Here is an 18,610-nt window from a genome sequence, read left to right on the forward strand (position 1 = left end):
AAACATATAAAAGCGGCTCTTGTGATCATGGCGGCGGGGATGTTGGCTGCGGCTGTCTGGCATGTTTTTTTTCATCAAGACCAGGCAAGCCGGATCGCGGTTACAGCCGGCAGCGCCGAAAAACGGGAATTGCTGAAAACAAAGAACATGACCCGTCACCAACATGCCAGTATCTATTATTCAGATCAGGAAAAGCCTATATTAGAGCTGACAAAGGAGACGCTGACATATGCCGATGATCTTAATCGGGCCATTTTTGGCCAGTCCCGCTTTCACGGTATTGATCTCGTCTTTTTCTCAAACAGCAAAGAAATTGAAGCATTTTCAAAGCTGTCAGATATCACCGGCTTTTATTCTGAAGAAACGCGCATCATCGGATTGCTCCCTGAGGATAGGGAGCAGCTTTTCAATAATGATGGGTTTGCCGTCTTTCTTTATAAGCGGGTGTTGATTCATGAATATACCCATTACGCTTTCCATGAAAAGCTCAGGGAGCTCGGTTCAGAACCGGAGGATTACCCGCTCTGGTTTCATGAGGGTGTCGCGGAATGGTCCGCCGCACACGATTCTGCCTATACACGGACTTTGCCGTCTGTCGTGCCCCTCGCTAAATTGAAGACTGACCGGCAGTGGCAAAAGATGCGCGATGATTCTGAATCGGACATATATTTACAGAGTTTTTATATGATTGATGAGCTTGTCAACAAAAAAGGCAGAGGCATCATCCTCGATATTATGAAAGAAACGGCGGAGGCAAAAAATTTTAAAAAGGGCTTTAGAGCTGCCGTTCATCAAGAATTAACGGAATTTGAAAAAGAATTTAAACAAAAATACGAAAAAACGGCATTGCGGGTTCCAATGCCGTTTTTCTTTATTAATGAATCGGTCCCTGCTGTCCGGCTCCCTTGTTCGGCGGCATTTGCATTTGTCCCTGGACAGGTGCATAGGCGGAAAGCATTTTTTGCATGTCCTGCGGAGCGAGCTGAGGAACCTGGTAATAGCCGTGTTTGTTTTGATAAAGAAACACTTCATAGGCCATTTCAATATAGTGAGGAATTTGATCCGCCAGCACTCTTCGGCAGACCGGATTTGTCACCTCAGGAGCCGCCATTGCGAGGGCGGAAGTGCATGATTTAAGAAGTCCGAGCATAAAGCTGCTGATACAGGCATCATCAATGGCTTCAGGCGATTGTTTCGGCTTTTTAGGCTGTGTTTCCTTTAAGCCGTATACGAATTGGCGATCCTGTTTCATCATATAAGTCGCTGTTTCCTGGCTTGGCTTTTGTCCTGTCCGGAAGCACTCGGCCGTAATGTTGTACTGCGACAAAATAAACTGGTGCTGTCTGTTTAAAATATCCAGAAGCTCCGGATCTTTGACATGCTGTCTGAACATCATATATTGCTCGAGCGCGCCGATCATGCCGGACATCACTTCGTGCATGTCGAAAATTTCGTGGCCCCCGTGATTCATATGCTGCATTCCTTCGTTTCCCTGATTGATTTGCATTTGTTCCTGGTTTTGCTGATTCATAACGAAATCCTCCTTCTATTTAGTACGCCAGTTATTTTTTGTCTGTTCCTGCATTTTTATTCAAAAAAGGAGGAAACGCATGGAATGGATTTAAAGGGATTTTATACAAATCGTCGAATAAATTAGTTCAGAAGAACATATTGTGGGTTTTATTTTCAAAAAAAGGGCAGCGGAGAAAGCAGGGAAGCAAATGCTTAAGCAAAAGCCCCCCTGCCTCATGCCCGCAAAACATACTGGCGGACCTCCCGGATCTTAAAGCGGAGTTCTGATGGCCATGTCAATTAACACGGCCGCCTTCAGGCGGAGCTTTGAGGAGATTTTCTCTATAATGTGAGGCGGTCTTTTTGTAAGAGATCGGCATTTATACGAAATGATCGTATCCCAGAGCATAGCGAAATTCAGGCTGCCGCACGAAAAGCGCTGCTGCATGTTAAGATTCGGACTTGCGGAGCAAAATCAGGAAGCGAAGTTACCGATGATTCGCCAAGAAAGGCTTTTGAAGGAAGTGTAGTTGTACCGCCCCTGCGTGATCTGTAAAGGATTCTCCCTCCGGAAATCGTATCAGCCGCCGACGTAGTGATATTCAACATGATATGCGAAAAAAGGTGTTTACCCTTTTTTGATTTAGCGCTTAGAAAAGGAGGATTTTATATGCCGGGCTCAAGTGAAACACTTGGAAAATTATCAGGTTTATTTGCTGATACCGAAACTGTGTATCCTAAGGTACAAGCGGATGTATATAAAAAAATCCATGAACTAAGTGAATTTCACAAACTGGATGATATTTATCTGTCATTAATCGACCAGTATTTATTTCCTTGCCTGATCCTCAATGACAGAGGCGAAATTGTGGCGTCTTCAGACAATGCGGAGCAATTTTTAAAATGTTCAAAAGGGAGCATCAGCTGCGCCTTTCCGGCCAGTCTTTCCGTTCCTGTCAGCGCAGCTTTGCAAAAGGCGAAAAGCGAAAAAAGGGAAACGGAATTCGAAAATGTTCCTATTTATATGAATGGAAAGCTCTCGTTTGTCAATTTGAAGCTGAAAAGTTTTTTCCGTCAATATCACAAGCTTTACGTCCTTTTTATTAAAGAAGCAAACACGCAAAAAAACAAGCAGGCATTAACAGAAGGCGATGAGGATCAGTCACATCCGGATATTCAAGATCTTTACCGGACGATAAAAGAACTTGAAGCATCAAATAAGGCATTGATTGCCGCCAATCAAAAGCTTATGTCTACAAACAGGGAAGTGATGGCGGCCAATCAGACGTTCGAAAGAAAAATTGCTGAGCTGAACGCTGTTAAGGATGACATGGACCACCTCCTGCTTCATACGAATATCAACGCTCTTATGCTCGATCGGAATTTTAGAATGAAACAATACACACCTGAAGCCGCAAAGGCGTTTCATTTGAGGAAGCGGGACATCGGCAGACCGATAGGCGATCTTTCAGGACTGTTCGAATATGATGATTATGCCGCAGACTTAAAAACGACCCTCTATGAGAAAAAAACGATTCAAAAGGAAATGGAAGCGTCAAACGGAGACTGGTATGCGGTAAAGATGATTCCGTCCGATACAGGCCAAAAAGCAGAAGGAATCTTAATGACATTCTCCAACATCACCGAGCTGAAAATGACGAATGAGGCGCTTCATATCAGCGCACAAGCAATTGAACAAAGTCCGGCCAATATGATTATCGCTTCTGTTGATGGAGTCGTCCAATATGCCAATAAACGGTTTTGTAAGCTGATCGGAAAAGAGCAGTGCGAGCTGATCGGTGAAAACGTTTTTGCTTTATATGAAAAACATTTTTTATGGAGCGAACTTCCTGCCCATTGGGAACGCGCCATCGAAAAGAAACCTTGGTCAGGAGAGCTTCATTATCAGGATGGGAACGGCCGTGACCGCTGGGAGAAGGTCTCGCTTATTCCTGTGGAAGACAGCCTCGGTAATGTGCAGCAAATCCTGCAGATTTCAGAAGACATGACAAATCAGAAACAGTCTGAAAAAATGCTCATGAAATCGGAAATGCTGTCTGCCATCGGCCAGCTTGCTGCGGGCATAGCCCATGAAATCCGCAATCCACTCACATCGCTGAAAGGATTTCTCCAGCTGATGATTCAAACAAAAAAATATCAGAAAGATTATGCCGAGGTGATGATGTCAGAATTTATCAGACTTGAAGCGATCATCAACGAGTTTCTGGTGTTGGCGAAAACAAAATCGGCCACATTTGATCCCGTTCAGGTAAACACGCTTATCAAAGATGTCTGCATGGTGCTTGAATCGCAGGCCGTTCTGAACAATGTACGGATCGAGAAAAAGTTAAGTGACGGGCTGCCCGATATTTACGGTGTCTCAAATGAACTCAAACAGGTTTTCCTCAATCTTCTTAAAAATGCAATCGAAGCGATGGAACATGCCGAAGGGGTGATTTCGATCCGTTCGTATAAGGAAAAAGACAGCGTGTTCATCACCTTTGAAGACCAGGGGAAAGGCATTTCCAAAGAAGTGCTTGATAAGCTGGGAGAGCCTTTTTATACGACAAAAGAAAAAGGAACGGGCTTAGGGTTGATGGTTACCTTTAAGATTATCGAAAACCACGGGGGAAGCATTCACTTTGAAAGCGATGAAGGTAAAGGAACAATAGTGACATTGAAGCTTCCAATGAAAGAGTGAGAATAAGGTCAGCCCTGTTCTCACTCTTTTTTGAAATATTTACAAAAGGACAATATGGTCTTTATATTGATGAGATAAATTGGACTGGAAGAATAAAAAGGGGGCGAATCGATGGGCAATATCCTGAAAATCCGTTTGCTGCCATTGGCTGTGATCGCATGTTTAATGGGGGCGCCATTTTTCGCACCGTTTGCAGAGGCGGTGCAGGGAGCGGAACAGCAGCCGATAACCGTAAAAGAGGCGATCCGCAACAACTCAGGGCATGCCACTGTTGAAGGATATGTCGTCGGCCATACCGTTTCAAAAGGAAACTTTCATTTCAGCGGTCCATTTCAGAATGATTTCAACTTGGCCATCGCTGATCAAACAGAGGAGAGATCTCCTGAGAATATCCTTCCCGTACAAATTCCCACAGCATTCAGAAGCCAATTCGGTTTAAAAACCAATCCGCATCTGATTGGCAAAAAACTGTCTGTCAAAGGAGTCCTTTCTCCGTATTTTCAATCTCCGGGTGTAACATCTGTTCAATTCATCAAGCTTGCAGAAGATAGCGGTGCCCCTACCCGGCCTGATGCCATGCCGATAGCGGATGCCCGCAAGCGCCTGCATGAAACCGTTACGATTAAAGGAGTCGTCACAGCGGACCAATCAGCGATCGGCGGCGGAAAACTGTCAACATTTATTCAGGACGATACGGCGGGAATCAACATTTTTTCATCTTCCCAAGCCAATTTTCCGGAGCTGAAAGAGGGAATGGATGTTTCAGTCACCGGACAAATCACAACTTATAAAGGGCTGACAGAGATCATTCCCGTTCCGGATGGCATAAAAGTATCGGACGGAGGAGCGGCTGTTCCTGATCCGCATTCGCTGGCAATTGAAGAATTAACACGTGCCGAACAGGCGGATCGATATGAAGGAAGTCTTGTGAAAATAAAAGGATTCATCGAAGGAAAACCCGATACTCCAGCAGGCGGGGGCTACAACATGACGATGATCGACCAGAACTACAACCAGCTGACGCTGCGCGTGATGGAACAAACGAATGCCGCCGGCCTGATCGAACAAGGGAAATGGTTTGAGATTACAGGGATATTAAGCCGCTATAACGCATTACAGCTGTTGCCCAGAAAACAGGAGGATATCAAACGGCTGGACGGTACAGATGATCCGCCGCCTGTTTCAGAAGGAGAATATGAAAGCGTCGTAGACCGTGTTGTTGACGGAGATACCATACATTTAAAGGAACCTGTGCTTGGCGCGACAAAGGTTCGTTATGTCAATATGGATACACCTGAAACCTATCATACGCCTAAAAACGAACGGGATGAAAATCAGCTAAAGCACGGAAACCGCGCAAAAACCTATTTGCAGTCGATTTTGTCTCCGGGGGACAAGGTGACGGTAAAGGTCGGCAAGGAAGCAAAAGACAGCTACGGCAGGCTCCTCGCCCAAGTCATCACAGAGGACGGCTTGAATACGAATCTCGAGCTGGTCAAAAAGGGGCTGGCTTCGACATATTTCATTTGGCCGGTCGGCGATGAGAAGGATTACGAACTGTTCCAACACGCGGTCAAAAAAGCGAAAGACGATCAGCTCGGCATTTGGAACCCCGCTGACCCGCTGATTGAACTGCCGTTTGAATTTCGGGCAAGAGAACAGGGGAAAGGGCTGACGAGGTATGTGGGAGATTCAGCAGACAAAACATATGTCACACCGGAAAAATGGCGAGAAGTTCCCGTTGAAAAACGAATCTTTTTCGCTTCTCCCGAAGAAGCCGAAGATGCAGGATATACAAAGAAAGAGAATAGTGGAAATATATCTTTGCGGCTTTTAAGCATGAATGATCTTCACGGAAAAATCGACCAGCAATATCAGCTTGATCTGAACGGCGACGGGCATACGGACGGAACCTTCGGCAGGATGGACTACACCGCAGCTCTGCTGAAAGAACGAAAAGCCGAGCGGAAAAATACGCTTCTTGTCCATGCGGGAGACATGATCGGCGGAAGTTCGCCTGTATCATCCTTGCTTCAGGACGAACCGACGGTCGACATCATGGAGGAAATCGGCTTTGATGTCGGCACGGTCGGAAATCACGAATTTGATGAAGGCGCTGATGAACTGCTCCGCATTCTTAATGGAGGGGAGCATCCTGAAGGGAAAGGAACAAAAGGCTATGACGGACAGGATTTTCCGCTCGTCTGCGCCAATTGTAAATTAAAAAGCAGCGGTGCCGGCTTTTTGCCGCCCTATCAGATATTTGAAGTCGAAGGCGTCCCGGTCGCTTTTATCGGGGTTGTCACAAGGTCTGCCGCCGATATGGTGATCCCTGATGGAATAAAGAAGATTGAATTCACGGATGAGACGAAAGCTGTCAATCTGGCTGTTGATGAACTGAAAGCAAAAGGCGTTCGTTCAATAGCCGTCCTTGCCCATATGACAGCATCACAGAATGGTACAGCCGTAACGGGTGAGTCCGCCGAGCTCGCAAACAAGGCGGACCCTGAAGTAGATGTGATTTTCGCTGCGCATAACCATGAGGAAGTAAACGGGGAAACCGGAGGCGCTTTAATTGTTCAAGCCTCTGAATATGGCAAAGCCATCGGCGTGGTCGACGTGGAAATCGACAGAAACACGAAAGATATTGTCCGAAAACAAGCAGATATCGAATATGTAAACCAGGAAAATATCAAACCCGATCCGGCGACAAGAAGCTTATTAGATCAATATGAACGGATCGTCGGCCCGATCATCGGCGAAAAGGTCGGAGAAGCGGCTCATGACATGGCAGGCGGCTATTCAAACGATGGAGACACACCGCTCGGAAATTTAATCGCCGACGGAATGAAGCGGGCGATGAATTCTGACTTCGCATTGATGAACGGCGGCGGAATCCGCCAGGACTTAAAAAAAGGTCCGATTACATGGGGGGATTTATTCAACATCCAGCCGTTCGGAAATGTGCTCGTTACGCTTGAAATCAAAGGAAAGGATTTGTATGACATCATTGATGCGCAAATTTCTCCGGTGTACGGTCCAGACTACAGTATCAGCGGATTTACATACACATGGGACCCGAAAACAAACAAAACGGCGGACATTTTTTTAGAAAACGGTTCGCCGATAGAAAAAGGCCGGACTTACACGATAACCGTCAATGACTTTATGGCATCTGCCTCCGGAAAAAAGTATGAGCCGATTTCCCGGCTCGGAAAGCGTCCGGTGACAGGACCGGAAGATATCGAAGCGACTGTGGAATTTGTGAAGAGCTTTAAAGAACCGATTTCCTATCAAGCGGAAGGCAGGATTAAAAAGGTCGGGGCGGACGGCGGCACTGGAGAAAATCCGGGAAATGGCGACGGCGGTGAAACGCCAGCCGATGATACAGGCGGATCTTTGCCCGGCCATGGTGTAAAAGCTGATGCTGATGCAAGCGGCCGCGGAACAGTCTCTCCCCATGAAAAGACGGGGGCTTTCGACAGTGGCCTAAAGGCTTTAGAAAAACGAAAAGATCAGAGTGGAATATTTCCGGGGAAAAGATACGATGACGAACCAGTGAAGCGCTTTCTTCCGAATACTGCCGCAAATCTTTACAATCCGCTCTTATTTGGTATACTTCTGTTTATCTGTGGTATGTTCGTTTATATATGGAAAAAGGGGTCAGCCAATCTATGAAAATGAAATTTTTTTCTATTTTGCTTATGGCCGCCGGCTTTCTTATCATTGTGTACGGCGGCTGGAAAATATACGATATGAACCGGCAGACTGGAGATTCTCTGGCAGAGGCCAAAAAAGCCGTGGCCATAGACGGCAAGTCTGATACATCTGCCGAATCTTTTCAACCGGTCACTGGTGAAGCCGTCGGCATTTTGTACATTCCGAGATTAAAGGCGGAATTGCCGATCGTTGAAGGCACGAGCGCCGATGATTTAGCCAAAGGCGTCGGACATTACAAAGGCAGCTATTATCCGGAGCAAAACGGGCAAATCGTTCTCTCAGGGCACAGGGACACCGTGTTTCGCAGAACAGGGGAGCTGGAACTCGGGGACAAGCTGCAAATCGAGTTGCCTTATGGCCGTTTTGCGTACAAAATCGTCAAAACGAAAATCGTAGATCAAGATGATACATCGATCATCACGCTGCAAAACAAAAAAGAGGAACTGATTTTGACAACGTGCTATCCGTTCTCTTATGTGGGAAACGCCCCTCAGCGCTATATCATATATGCGGAGCCGCTCTAGAAGCAAAGGCTGTCAGGTGACTGGCAGCCTTTTTTTATGGTTAAAATCCCTGTGCAGCAGCGGTGACAAAATGCTTAGTTCAAGAGGATTCCAAAGGAATATGGAGGAAACATAAGGATATGGCAGTTGAGCGGAGGTCACATAGGTTCACAAATCTTTCACATCTAATATGGGCACTTAATCAACTTTTGGTTTTCTATTCTTTCATTTATAATATAAACGTTAAATTTTTCTGAAAATATAAAAATAAATTTAACAAATTTAATATTTTTAATGAATTTGTGGAGGTGCAGTTATTGCTGAAACTGGAAAACGTCTCAAAAGTGTATAAGGGAGGCAAAAAGGCTGTAAGCAGCATTAATCTGGACATAGCAAAAGGTGAATTTATTTGTTTCATCGGTCCGAGCGGCTGCGGAAAAACGACGACGATGAAAATGATCAACCGCCTGATTGAACCGACATCAGGCAACATCTACATTGACGGTGAGAATATTATGGCGCAGGATGCCGTCAAGCTCCGCCGAAAGATCGGCTATGTCATCCAGCAAATCGGACTTTTTCCGCATATGACGATTCAGCAGAACATTTCACTCGTTCCCAAGCTGCTGAAATGGCCCGAGGAAAAGCGGAAAGAGCGGGCGCGCGAATTGTTAAAACTGGTTGATATGGGACCGGAGTATTTGGAGCGCTATCCGCACGAGCTGAGCGGAGGCCAGCAGCAGCGAATCGGCGTTTTGCGGGCGCTCGCCGCCGAGCCGCCGCTCATTTTAATGGATGAACCGTTCGGCGCTCTTGACCCGATTACACGCGATGCGCTTCAGGAAGAGTTTAAGAAATTGCAGAGAACTTTAAACAAAACCATTGTCTTTGTCACGCACGATATGGATGAAGCCATAAAGCTTGCGGACCGGATTGTCATCTTAAAGGACGGCGAAATCGTCCAGGTCGGCACTCCCGATGACATTTTAAGGTATCCGGCAAACGATTTTGTCGAAGAATTTATCGGAAAAGACAGACTTATTCAATCAAGCCCTGAAGTTGAACGGGTGGAACAGATTATGAATGTCAATCCTGTCACGGTAACAGCGGGCAAAACCTTGTCAGAGGCGATTCAAATCATGAGGCGGCACCGGGTAGACTCGCTGCTGGTCATCGATGAAAAGCGGCGGCTCAAAGGGTATGTCGATGTTGAAATCATCGATCAGATGCGCAGAAAGGCAAAACTGGTCGGAGAGATTGTCAATACCGACATTTATACCGTAAAGAAACATGAGCTTCTTCGCGATACAGTCCGAAAAATTTTAAAACAGGGCATCAAATACGTACCCGTTGTTGATGAAAACAACCGCCTCGCCGGGATTGTCACAAGAGCAAGCCTTGTTGAGATCGTATATGAATCGATTTGGGGAGAAGAAAACCTGCTTGGGGCGGGGGGTGCTTCATTTGGTTGAGGCTCTTGACTTTTTGCGGGCAAACGGCGCCGAACTGCTTGATAAAACATGGGAGCACTTTTATATTTCGCTTATCGCTTTACTTCTCGGAATCATCGCTGCCGTTCCTCTCGGCGTTTTGCTGACGAGAATGAAGAAGGGAGCCGGCATTGCCATCGCTGTCGTGAATATTATTCAGACGCTGCCGAGCCTTGCGATTTTGGCATTTTTTATTCCGCTGTTGGGGGTTGGAAAAGTCCCGGCAATTGCCGCTTTATTTTTCTATTCAGTCCTACCGATTTTACGAAACACGTATACAGGCATTAAAAGTGTGAACCGCAATTTATTGGAATCGGGAAAAGGAATCGGTATGACTGCATGGGAACAGATCCGCCTTGTAGAGCTTCCGCTTGCGGTTCCGGTCATTATGGCGGGCATCCGGACTTCTGCAATATACTTGATCGGCTGGGCGACTCTTGCATCGTTTATCGGCGGCGGCGGTCTTGGCGACTACATTTTTATCGGGCTTAATTTATATCAGCCGGAATATATCATCGGCGGCGCCGTGCCTGTCACGCTTCTCGCCATTGTTACCGACGCTGTTTTGCATCAGGCGGAACGAAAAGTGACGCCGGATGGACTAAAAGGGCTGAAAGAAGTTTCATAAGGAGTTGGCTGATATGGTTATGAAATATGTCAGGGGAAAGGTTATTCTGCTCGCTGCCGTCTGCATTGTCCTCAGCGGGTGCGCGCTCCCCGGTTTAAAAGGGGATTCCGGCCAAACGATAAAAATCGGCGCACAGAGCATGAGCGAATCGGAAATCATCGCAAGCATCCTCGCTCAATTGATTGAACACAACACGGATTTACAAACAGAAACGATCAAAAACCTGGGGTCCAACGCCGTGCAGCAGCAGGCTTTGCAAAAGGGTGAAATCGATGTGGCGGCAACCCGCTATACCGGCGATGCCTTGACGGGAACGCTGCGAATGAAACCTGAAAAAGATCCTGAAAAGGCGCTCAAGCTGACGCAAAAGGAATTCAAAAAACGATATCAAATGAAATGGTTTGATTCATACGGATTTGATAATACGTACGCTTTTACTGTGACACAGGAATTGGCGGAAAAACACCACCTCGACAAGATATCTGATTTAAAAAAATACGCATCCCAATACAAGCTTGGCGTCGATAATTACTGGATGAAGAGGGAAGGGGACGGATACAGTGCTTTTATGAAAGATTACGCCATCAAATTCGGTTCCACATACCCGATGCAGATTGGACTTGTCTATGATGCGGTGAAAAACGGAAAGATGGACATCGTTCTCGCCTATTCAACCGACGGGCGGATTAAGGCTTACAATCTGAAAATTTTAAAAGACGACAAACGGTTTTTCCCGCCGTATGATTGTTCGCCTGTCGTGCCCGAGAAGGTGCTGAAAGAGCATCCGGAGCTTGAAGGCGTCATCAATCAGCTGATCGGCACAATTGACACGGAAACGATGCAGGAACTGAACTATGAAGTCGACGGAAAGCTCAAGGAGCCGTCTGTTGTTGCGAAACAGTTTCTGGAAAAGCATCATTATTTTGAATAGAAACGGAGGGATCAAACGGAATGGATGTTTTACAGCAGCTTGGCACGTATTATGCGCATAACGGCGGCTATGTTTTGCAGGAGTTTTACCGGCATTTCCTGATGTCCGCATACGGCGTCCTGTTTGCGGCAGCCGCCGGCATTCCGGCTGGGATTTTCATCGCCCGCTACAAAACACTGAGCGGCTGGGTTTTTGCCGTAACCAATGTCATTCAGACGATTCCGGCATTGGCGATGCTCGCCGTTTTGATGCTTGTACTCGGCCTCGGAGCGAATACAGTCATCGTCTCGCTGTTCCTTTATTCGCTTTTGCCGATTATTAGAAACACTTATACAGGAATCGTCAGTATTGAACACGCATATCTAGAAGCCGGCAAAGCGATGGGGATGACAAAATTCCAGGTGCTCCGGATGGTGGAGCTTCCGCTTGCATTGTCTGTCATCATGGCGGGCTTAAGAACCGCACTCGTCATTGCCATCGGAATTACGGCGATAGGAACGTTCGTCGGAGCCGGCGGTCTCGGGGACATCATCGTCAGGGGCTCAAACGCCACGAATGGAACGGCGATTATTTTGGCGGGAGCAATCCCGACAGCCCTCATGGCGATGATCGCCGATCTTTTCATGAGCTGGCTGGAACGGAAACTCTCTCCGCTTGGCAAGAAAAGAGGACAGCATGAGCGCAACGCCGATCTGGAGTCGGCTTGATCAAAAAGGATGATCCAATGATAACGGATCATCCTTTTGTGTCATATTGGCAAATCTGTTCCAAATATCCGTATTGCAGCGTTTTTGAAGTCATCCGGCAGCGGAGCGTTGACAGTCAGCCTTTCCCCGCTGATCGGATGGGTAACGCTGATTTCTGCGGCGTGCAGCGCCTGTCTTTGCAAAAGACCTGTTGAACCGCCGTACAGCTCGTCGCCTGACAGGGGATGTCCGAGATGGGCAAGATGGACCCGGATTTGATGGGTTCTGCCCGTTTCGAGCCGCAGCTCGCATAAAGAAACATCGTATGTTGGATGATAACCTTTTACTGTATAATGGGTGACCGCTGCCTGTCCTGTCGGGGAGACCCTTCTTCTGGCAGGATGGTACCGATCCCTTCCTATCGGGTCTTTAATCGTCCCTTTTCTGTTTTTCAATTTTCCTTCCGCTATGGCGAGGTAAGTTCTCGCCAGTTCCTTTTTTTGCAGCTGCTCATCCAGGATTGCGTGGGCGAGACGATGCTTTGCGAATACGACTGCACCGCTCGTATCTTTATCAAGCCGATGGACGTGGCGGATTTTTCGTTCTGTTCCGTTTGTTTGGTCATAAAATGCGACAAGATTGCTAAGCGTGCCTGTCTGCCCCTTTTCATTAGGATGGGTGGCGATTCCCGCAGGCTTATTGACGATCAGCATATGATCGTCCTCAAATAAGACATGCAGCTCGCCATATTCGGGAATGACGCCGCTTTCTTCCTCTTCTCTTAGATCGATGTCTATTCTATCCCCGCTTTTCAGCTGCTGGTTGTGAGCAGCCGCTTTATGATTGATTTTTATTTTTTGATTCGCTGTCCAATATTGAATGACCGGTTTTGAAGCTTTCGCCTCTTTTTTCAAAAAAGAAAACAAATGTTCGCCGTCATGCCTGCTCCCGGCCAGGAAAGTTAATCCGCGGTTTTGTTGGTTCATTTTTACTCTCCTTTCTCTCAAAAGCTTTTCAGCCATCAGGAAACACTTACCTTCACAGCCTTGAGTTTTAGTATGCTATTCTGTTTGAAGAGATTACAAGGGATGAAGGGTGATTCATATGCGTATTGTTAAAGCGGCAACCGAAGAACAGGAAATCTATATTCAAGAGCTCGCTTCAGAGCTTTTTCAAGTATTTCCTTTGTACTTTAACAAGCAAAAAATTAAAGAACTGAAACAGCAAGGGGCACTTGATTTTAAAGAGTACGAATACAAGGGAACATTGGATGAGTCGTTTCAGATCATCACAAGTCTGCAGCTGATTCATACATTATTGACAAAACCAAAACGCCAGTGGGTTTTAAAAGACCGTGAGCTTTTTGATAAAAGCAGCAAAAAGCTGAATGATTGCGGCCTGTATTTTCCATTAACATCATCTGATTTTTTTCCCGTGAATACCGACAGTGAAAAACAGGGCATACAACTGCTGATGTAAACCGGCGGAGCCCGCGGTTCAAAGGAGCTTTTCCTAATGGAAGGGCTCTTTTTTTATGAAAAGACTATAAAGGAAAAAAGCGAAAAACACAATGGCTGGTGTCAACTTCCTTGTTATCATGTTGATGATTGTACATACTAACAACCGAAAGGGGTGCAGTTTATTGAACACTGTCAGCAATGCTATGTCAAGGCAGGTAGCAACGGTTTCTTCGAATCAGACGGTTCAAGAAGCGGCAGAGCTCATGAGCCAGCATAACGTCGGAGCGATTCCTGTCGTTGACCAGGGAGTATTAAAAGGAATGATCACCGACCGGGACATCACGCTCAGAACGACAGCCCAAGGCCAGGATGGCCAGACGCCGGTTTCCGAGGTTATGACAACAAATGTGGTATCCGGCAATCCGGACATGAGCCTTCAGGAAGCATCACAGCTTATGGCCCAAAGCCAAATCCGCCGCCTGCCGATAGTGGAAAATAATCATTTAGTCGGTATTGTCGCGCTTGGGGACCTTGCTGTAAACGATTTGTCAAACGAATCAGCAGGACAGGCGCTGACGAACATCTCCACTCCGACACGAACACAATAGAAGCGGAAGAGCTTGCTTCTAAACACAGCAGGCTCTTCTTCTTTATACATAACGTTTTGAAGGCGCCGGGCTTTTCAAGGGACAGTAAGAAGGATACAATGAGTGTGCAAACTGGCAGAAGGAGTTGGACAAAGCGACATGATTAAAGCAGTGATCTTTGATTTTGACGGTCTTATTTTAGATACAGAAACACATGATTATGAAGTGCTTCAGGAAATTTTTGAAGAGCACGGCTCGGCTCTTCCGATGTCGGTGTGGGGGAAAGTCATCGGGACGGCTGCCGGCTTTCAGCCCTTTGTCTACCTTGAGGAGCAGCTGCAAAAGAAGCTGGATCATGAAAAACTGACAGCCTTAAGGAAGGAACGTTTTACAAAAAGGCTTGAAAATGAAAAAGCGCGTCCCGGCGTGGAAGCTTATTTAGCGGCGGCAAAAGAGCTCGGTTTAAAAATCGGCCTTGCATCAAGCTCTGATTATAAATGGGTGTCACAGCATTTAAAGCAAATCGGCCTCTACGACGATTTTGAATGCATCAGAACGGCAGATGATGTCGAGGAAGTCAAACCGAATCCCGAGCTTTATTTAAAGGCCGCCGAGTGCCTTGGCGTCAAACCTGAGGAATGCATAGCTTTCGAAGATTCCGTCAACGGTTCGATTGCGGCGAAACGCGCGGGAATGAAGTGTGTCATCGTCCCGAATAAAGTAACAAAGAGCCTGTTATTCGAGCATTATGACCACCGGCTTGAATCAATGGCCGAAATGGAATTGGAACAGCTGATCGAAACAGTGTCTAAACAAGCATAAAGAGGGCAGAGGAGGAATGCGGCGTGTCTGAAAAACTGGACCTTTCCCGTTTTGAAAAAAAGATCGTCATCCGCAATATCGAGGAAAAAGACATCGACAGCATCATCGGGCTTCAGGAGCTTTGCTTTCCGGGCATGATCCCGTGGAAACGGGAGCACCTGAAGAGCCATCTCGAGCATTTTCCGGAAGGGCAGTTTTGCGCGGAGCTTGAAGGCAAAGTCATCGGTTCATGCTCAAGCCTGCTGATCAATTTTGATGAATATGATGACCGCCATACATGGCAGGACATTACAGATGACGGCTATATTACCAACCATAACCCGGACGGCCTGAACATGTACGGGATTGAAGTCATGGTTCATCCTGAATACAGAAGAATGAAAATCGGCCACCGTCTTTATGAAGCGCGGAAGGATCTGGCGAGACGGCTGAACTTGAAAAGCATCATCATCGGCGGACGGATACCGAATTATCATAAATACGCCTCTGAAATGACGCCGAGACAATATGTCGAGCAGGTCATTCACCACCAGATTTATGATCCGGTCCTTTCTTTTCAGCTCCTGAATGGGTTTACGATGATGAGGATTAATCCGAACTATCTGCCGGATGATAAAGCATCGAGCAAATACGCGACATTGATGGAGTGGAATAATGTCGACTATCTGCCGCAAACGAAACGCTACTACAAGTCGGCTTTTCCGGTTCGTATTTGCGTAATTCAATACGAAATGAAGCAGATTCATTCGTTTGAGGAGTTTGCCAATCAAGTGGAATATTATGCTGATGTTGCTTCAGACGCCGGTGCGGATTTTGCGGTCTATCCGGAAATTTTCACGACCCAGCTGATGTCTTTTCTGGAAGAGCGGTCCCCGAGCCTTGCCGTTCAGCGGATCACTGAATACACAGAGGACTACATCAGCTTGTTCACAGATCTCGCTGTTAAATACAACGTAAATATTATCGGCGGGTCCCATTTTGTTGAAGAGGAAGGGAAAATCTACAATATCGCCTATCTGTTCAGACGGGACGGCACGATTGAGAAGCAATACAAGCTCCATATTACGCCGAATGAACGGAAGTGGTGGGGCATCAGCAGAGGGGATGAAGTACGCGTATTTGATACAGACTGCGGAAAAATCGCGATTCAAATCTGCTATGACATCGAGTTCCCCGAACTTGCGAGGATTGCGACGGAAAAAGGCGCCAAGATCATCTTTACGCCTTTCTGTACGGAAGACCGGCAGGGATATTTGCGCGTCAGATACTGCGCTCAGGCGAGAGCAGTTGAAAACCAGGTATATACGGTCATATCCGGGACGGTCGGAAACCTGCCGCAGACCGAAAACATGGACATTCAATATGCACAATCCGCGATTTTCGCACCTTCTGATTTTGAATTTGCAAGGGACGGGATTGTCGGCGAATGCAATCCAAACATCGAAATGGTCGTCATCGGCGACGTTGACTTGGAGATCCTTAGAAGACAGCGCCAGAATGGAACGGTTCGGCAGCTGAAAGACAGACGCCATGATATTTACCGGATTCATTATAAAAAATAATTTGCGGCCGGCCTGTATATCAGTCCGGCTTTTTTCGGGATTGACTTTCCGTCCGGTTTTTCATATATTGGATGTATGATAAGGAGGTGGAAAAGATGAATCAAACTGGTAAGCGTATGACAGATATGCAAGCCCATCTGTATATTTGTCGCGCGATTTTTTCCGGAGAATGTGTTTTACGGGATCAGTCTGCCCTTTTTTACACATGCAATAGGGAAAAATACCAGTGAGAGACATCTGCCCACAATCGGATTTTTATCTGCTTTTGATCCTGACGGCAGCGTGCAGCTCTGCCGTCTTTTTTTATGATCAGGTGTCTCTTCGCTAATGGAGGAAGAGATTCATGATGATATGCAGTATCCAGAATGTGACACAATCATATGGAGGACATGGAATTTTCAGCGGGATATCGTGTGAAATCAAACAAGGGGAGCGCATCGGTTTGATCGGCCGCAATGGCGAAGGAAAAACGACATTATTAAAGATAATGAGCGGACAAGTGAAGCCGGATGAAGGCCTTGTCACATGGAAAAAAGGAATTTCCGCCGGCTTGTTGGAGCAGGCTCCCCGGCATGACGGGCACCAAACGGTGAAAGAACTCCTTTTTGACGTGTTTGCATCATTATGGAAAACACAGCATCAGCTGTCCGACATTGAACGCAAACTGGCAAACGAACAAGATGCGGATCAACTCGAGCGGCTGTTGGAACGGTATGGCGCCTTGCAGGACGAATTTCAGCAAAAAGGCGGCTACGAGGTCAGCGCACAAATTGAACGCGTCGCCGCCGGCTTGAATATCGGACGGCTATTTGACACCCCTTGGCGATCCTTGAGCGGAGGAGAAAGGACAAAAGTCGGTCTGGCCAGACTGCTGCTTTCAGCACCTGACTTGCTTTTATTAGACGAACCGACAAACCATTTGGATTTGACGGCGATTGAATGGCTCACCTCGTTCATCAAACAGTATAAAGGCGCTGTGGTCATCGTGTCCCATGACCGATATTTTTTGGATGATGCCGTCACTTCCATTGTTGAAATCGACCAAGGAGAGCTTCATGTTTACCAAGGCGGCTACTCCCGATATATAGTTGAACGAGAGGAGCGTTTGATCAGGGAATTTCAGCAATATCAGGACCAGCAAAAGAAAATCAAAAAAATGAAGGAAACGATAAAGCGTCTGAAGGAGTGGGCGAACAGGGCCAATCCTCCGAATGACGGGCTGCACCGCCGCGCCAAAAGCATGGAAAAAGCACTGGAACGGATCGAAATGCTAAAAAAGCCTGCGCTCGACCGGAAAAAAATCGACCTCGCCTTCAAAATGGATGAGCGGAGCGGAAAAGACGTCGTTAAGCTTGCAGAGGTGAGTAAACGCTTTGGAAAGCAGGAGCTCTTTCACAGCCTTAACATGCATATCCGCTTCCAGGAACGCGCCGCCATTGTCGGCGAAAACGGCAGCGGCAAAACGACGCTGCTCAACATCATCAATGGTACTGCGGCAGCCGACAGCGGCGAGGTGCAGCTTGGCAGCAATCTGTCTGCCGCTCATCTTACCCAGCATGTCGAGGAAATGGATGGAGAGCGGTCCGTCTTGGCCGAATTTCGCGATAAAGTCACCGCGACTGAAGGCGAGGCCCGGATGATGCTTGCCAGATTCATGTTTTACGGACCATCCGTTTTTAAAAAAGTGAAGGACTTAAGCGGAGGCGAGCGTATGCGGCTTCGTCTGGCTCAGCTCGTTCATCAGCATCATAATGTGCTGATTCTCGATGAACCGACAAACCATTTGGACATCGAGTCAAAAGAAGTGCTTGAAGAGGCGCTCGGCCAATTTCAGGGGACGATTATCGCGGTGTCCCACGACAGATATTTTCTCGATAAAATTTTTAATGTCACGTATTGGCTTGCAGACGGACGGTTGACGCGATATGAAGGCAATTATACGTTTGCGAGGGAGAAACGGCGGGAGGAAGGCGGCAGGTAAAATAAAAATCTGCGGAGTCTCAAAGCG

14 protein-coding genes are annotated in these 18,610 nt (G+C 46.9%); 12 read left to right on the top strand and 2 right to left on the bottom strand.

What is annotated here, in order from left to right; translation table 11 throughout:
- Positions 1-874: 874 nt before the first annotated feature.
- Positions 875-1,531, bottom strand: coding sequence for a spore coat protein (locus tag BTR1S_RS22120; protein WP_081723745.1), 657 nt, complete (start codon positions 1,529-1,531; stop codon positions 875-877).
- A gap of 651 nt (positions 1,532-2,182) precedes the next feature.
- Here BTR1S_RS22120 and BTR1S_RS15980 point away from each other — a divergent pair.
- From BTR1S_RS15980 to BTR1S_RS16010, 7 genes are all read left to right on the top strand, one after another.
- Positions 2,183-4,213: an ATP-binding protein gene (locus BTR1S_RS15980; RefSeq protein WP_029419081.1), complete on the top strand. Its 2,031-nt coding sequence runs from the start codon at positions 2,183-2,185 to the stop codon at positions 4,211-4,213.
- Positions 4,214-4,324: 111 nt separating this feature from the next.
- Positions 4,325-7,891: a 5'-nucleotidase C-terminal domain-containing protein gene (locus tag BTR1S_RS15985; RefSeq protein ID WP_029419080.1), complete on the top strand. Its 3,567-nt coding sequence runs from the start codon at positions 4,325-4,327 to the stop codon at positions 7,889-7,891.
- On the top strand, positions 7,888-8,457 hold the full coding sequence (srtD, locus tag BTR1S_RS15990; protein ID WP_006636584.1) for a class D sortase, LPxTATN-specific: 570 nt from the start codon (positions 7,888-7,890) through the stop codon (positions 8,455-8,457). The genes BTR1S_RS15985 and srtD overlap by 4 nt, the downstream gene beginning before the upstream one ends.
- A gap of 296 nt (positions 8,458-8,753) precedes the next feature.
- Positions 8,754-9,908: a betaine/proline/choline family ABC transporter ATP-binding protein gene (locus BTR1S_RS15995; RefSeq protein ID WP_029419079.1), complete on the top strand. Its 1,155-nt coding sequence runs from the start codon at positions 8,754-8,756 to the stop codon at positions 9,906-9,908.
- On the top strand, positions 9,850-10,554 hold the full coding sequence (locus tag BTR1S_RS16000; RefSeq protein WP_373870144.1) for an ABC transporter permease: 705 nt from the start codon (positions 9,850-9,852) through the stop codon (positions 10,552-10,554). Before BTR1S_RS15995 ends, BTR1S_RS16000 begins: the two co-directional genes overlap by 59 nt.
- A 13-nt stretch (positions 10,555-10,567) precedes the next feature.
- Positions 10,568-11,485 carry an osmoprotectant ABC transporter substrate-binding protein gene (locus BTR1S_RS16005; protein ID WP_006636587.1) on the top strand — a complete coding sequence of 306 codons (918 nt, stop codon included), beginning with the start codon at positions 10,568-10,570 and terminating at the stop codon, positions 11,483-11,485.
- A 20-nt stretch (positions 11,486-11,505) separates the two neighbouring features.
- On the top strand, positions 11,506-12,192 hold the full coding sequence (locus BTR1S_RS16010) for an ABC transporter permease (protein WP_006636588.1): 687 nt from the start codon (positions 11,506-11,508) through the stop codon (positions 12,190-12,192).
- A gap of 41 nt (positions 12,193-12,233) precedes the next feature.
- Here BTR1S_RS16010 and BTR1S_RS16015 read toward each other — a convergent pair whose 3' ends face one another.
- Positions 12,234-13,157, bottom strand: coding sequence for an RluA family pseudouridine synthase (locus BTR1S_RS16015; RefSeq protein WP_029419078.1), 924 nt, complete (start codon positions 13,155-13,157; stop codon positions 12,234-12,236).
- A gap of 118 nt (positions 13,158-13,275) precedes the next feature.
- On the opposite strand from BTR1S_RS16015, the gene BTR1S_RS16020 reads away from it, so the two are divergent.
- The 5 genes from BTR1S_RS16020 to abc-f all read left to right on the top strand — a co-directional run bounded on the left by BTR1S_RS16020 (position 13,276) and on the right by abc-f (position 18,583).
- Positions 13,276-13,650 (top strand): DUF5365 family protein, encoded by a 375-nt coding sequence (locus BTR1S_RS16020; RefSeq protein WP_006636590.1) that lies wholly within the window; start codon positions 13,276-13,278, stop codon positions 13,648-13,650.
- Between the two features lie 184 nt (positions 13,651-13,834).
- Positions 13,835-14,239 carry a CBS domain-containing protein gene (locus tag BTR1S_RS16025; RefSeq protein ID WP_373870162.1) on the top strand — a complete coding sequence of 135 codons (405 nt, stop codon included), beginning with the start codon at positions 13,835-13,837 and terminating at the stop codon, positions 14,237-14,239.
- A 138-nt stretch (positions 14,240-14,377) separates the two neighbouring features.
- Positions 14,378-15,040, top strand: coding sequence for an HAD family hydrolase (locus BTR1S_RS16030; RefSeq protein ID WP_006636592.1), 663 nt, complete (start codon positions 14,378-14,380; stop codon positions 15,038-15,040).
- Between the two features lie 23 nt (positions 15,041-15,063).
- Positions 15,064-16,602 (top strand): bifunctional GNAT family N-acetyltransferase/carbon-nitrogen hydrolase family protein, encoded by a 1,539-nt coding sequence (locus BTR1S_RS16035; RefSeq protein ID WP_029419076.1) that lies wholly within the window; start codon positions 15,064-15,066, stop codon positions 16,600-16,602.
- Positions 16,603-16,945: 343 nt separating this feature from the next.
- Positions 16,946-18,583: a ribosomal protection-like ABC-F family protein gene (gene abc-f / locus BTR1S_RS16040; RefSeq protein WP_006636594.1), complete on the top strand. Its 1,638-nt coding sequence runs from the start codon at positions 16,946-16,948 to the stop codon at positions 18,581-18,583.
- The last annotated feature ends 27 nt before the right edge of the window (positions 18,584-18,610 follow it).

Origin of the sequence: Bacillus sonorensis NBRC 101234 = KCTC 13918 (assembly GCF_001592005.1) — a bacterium.
GTDB lineage: Bacteria > Bacillota > Bacilli > Bacillales > Bacillaceae > Bacillus > Bacillus sonorensis.

Bases quoted from the DNA above. Each gene is read 5' to 3' on its own strand.
- BTR1S_RS22120 (WP_081723745.1), bottom strand. From the start codon at position 1,531: ATGAATCAGCAAAACCAGGAACAAATGCAAATCAATCAGGGAAACGAA.
- BTR1S_RS15980 (WP_029419081.1), top strand. From the start codon at position 2,183: ATGCCGGGCTCAAGTGAAACACTTGGAAAATTATCAGGTTTATTTGCT.
- BTR1S_RS15985 (WP_029419080.1), top strand. From the start codon at position 4,325: ATGGGCAATATCCTGAAAATCCGTTTGCTGCCATTGGCTGTGATCGCA.
- srtD (WP_006636584.1), top strand. From the start codon at position 7,888: ATGAAAATGAAATTTTTTTCTATTTTGCTTATGGCCGCCGGCTTTCTT.
- BTR1S_RS16000 (WP_373870144.1), top strand. From the start codon at position 9,850: ATGAATCGATTTGGGGAGAAGAAAACCTGCTTGGGGCGGGGGGTGCTT.
- BTR1S_RS16005 (WP_006636587.1), top strand. From the start codon at position 10,568: ATGGTTATGAAATATGTCAGGGGAAAGGTTATTCTGCTCGCTGCCGTC.
- BTR1S_RS16010 (WP_006636588.1), top strand. From the start codon at position 11,506: ATGGATGTTTTACAGCAGCTTGGCACGTATTATGCGCATAACGGCGGC.
- BTR1S_RS16015 (WP_029419078.1), bottom strand. From the start codon at position 13,157: ATGAACCAACAAAACCGCGGATTAACTTTCCTGGCCGGGAGCAGGCAT.
- BTR1S_RS16020 (WP_006636590.1), top strand. From the start codon at position 13,276: ATGCGTATTGTTAAAGCGGCAACCGAAGAACAGGAAATCTATATTCAA.
- BTR1S_RS16025 (WP_373870162.1), top strand. From the start codon at position 13,835: ATGTCAAGGCAGGTAGCAACGGTTTCTTCGAATCAGACGGTTCAAGAA.
- BTR1S_RS16030 (WP_006636592.1), top strand. From the start codon at position 14,378: ATGATTAAAGCAGTGATCTTTGATTTTGACGGTCTTATTTTAGATACA.
- abc-f (WP_006636594.1), top strand. From the start codon at position 16,946: ATGATGATATGCAGTATCCAGAATGTGACACAATCATATGGAGGACAT.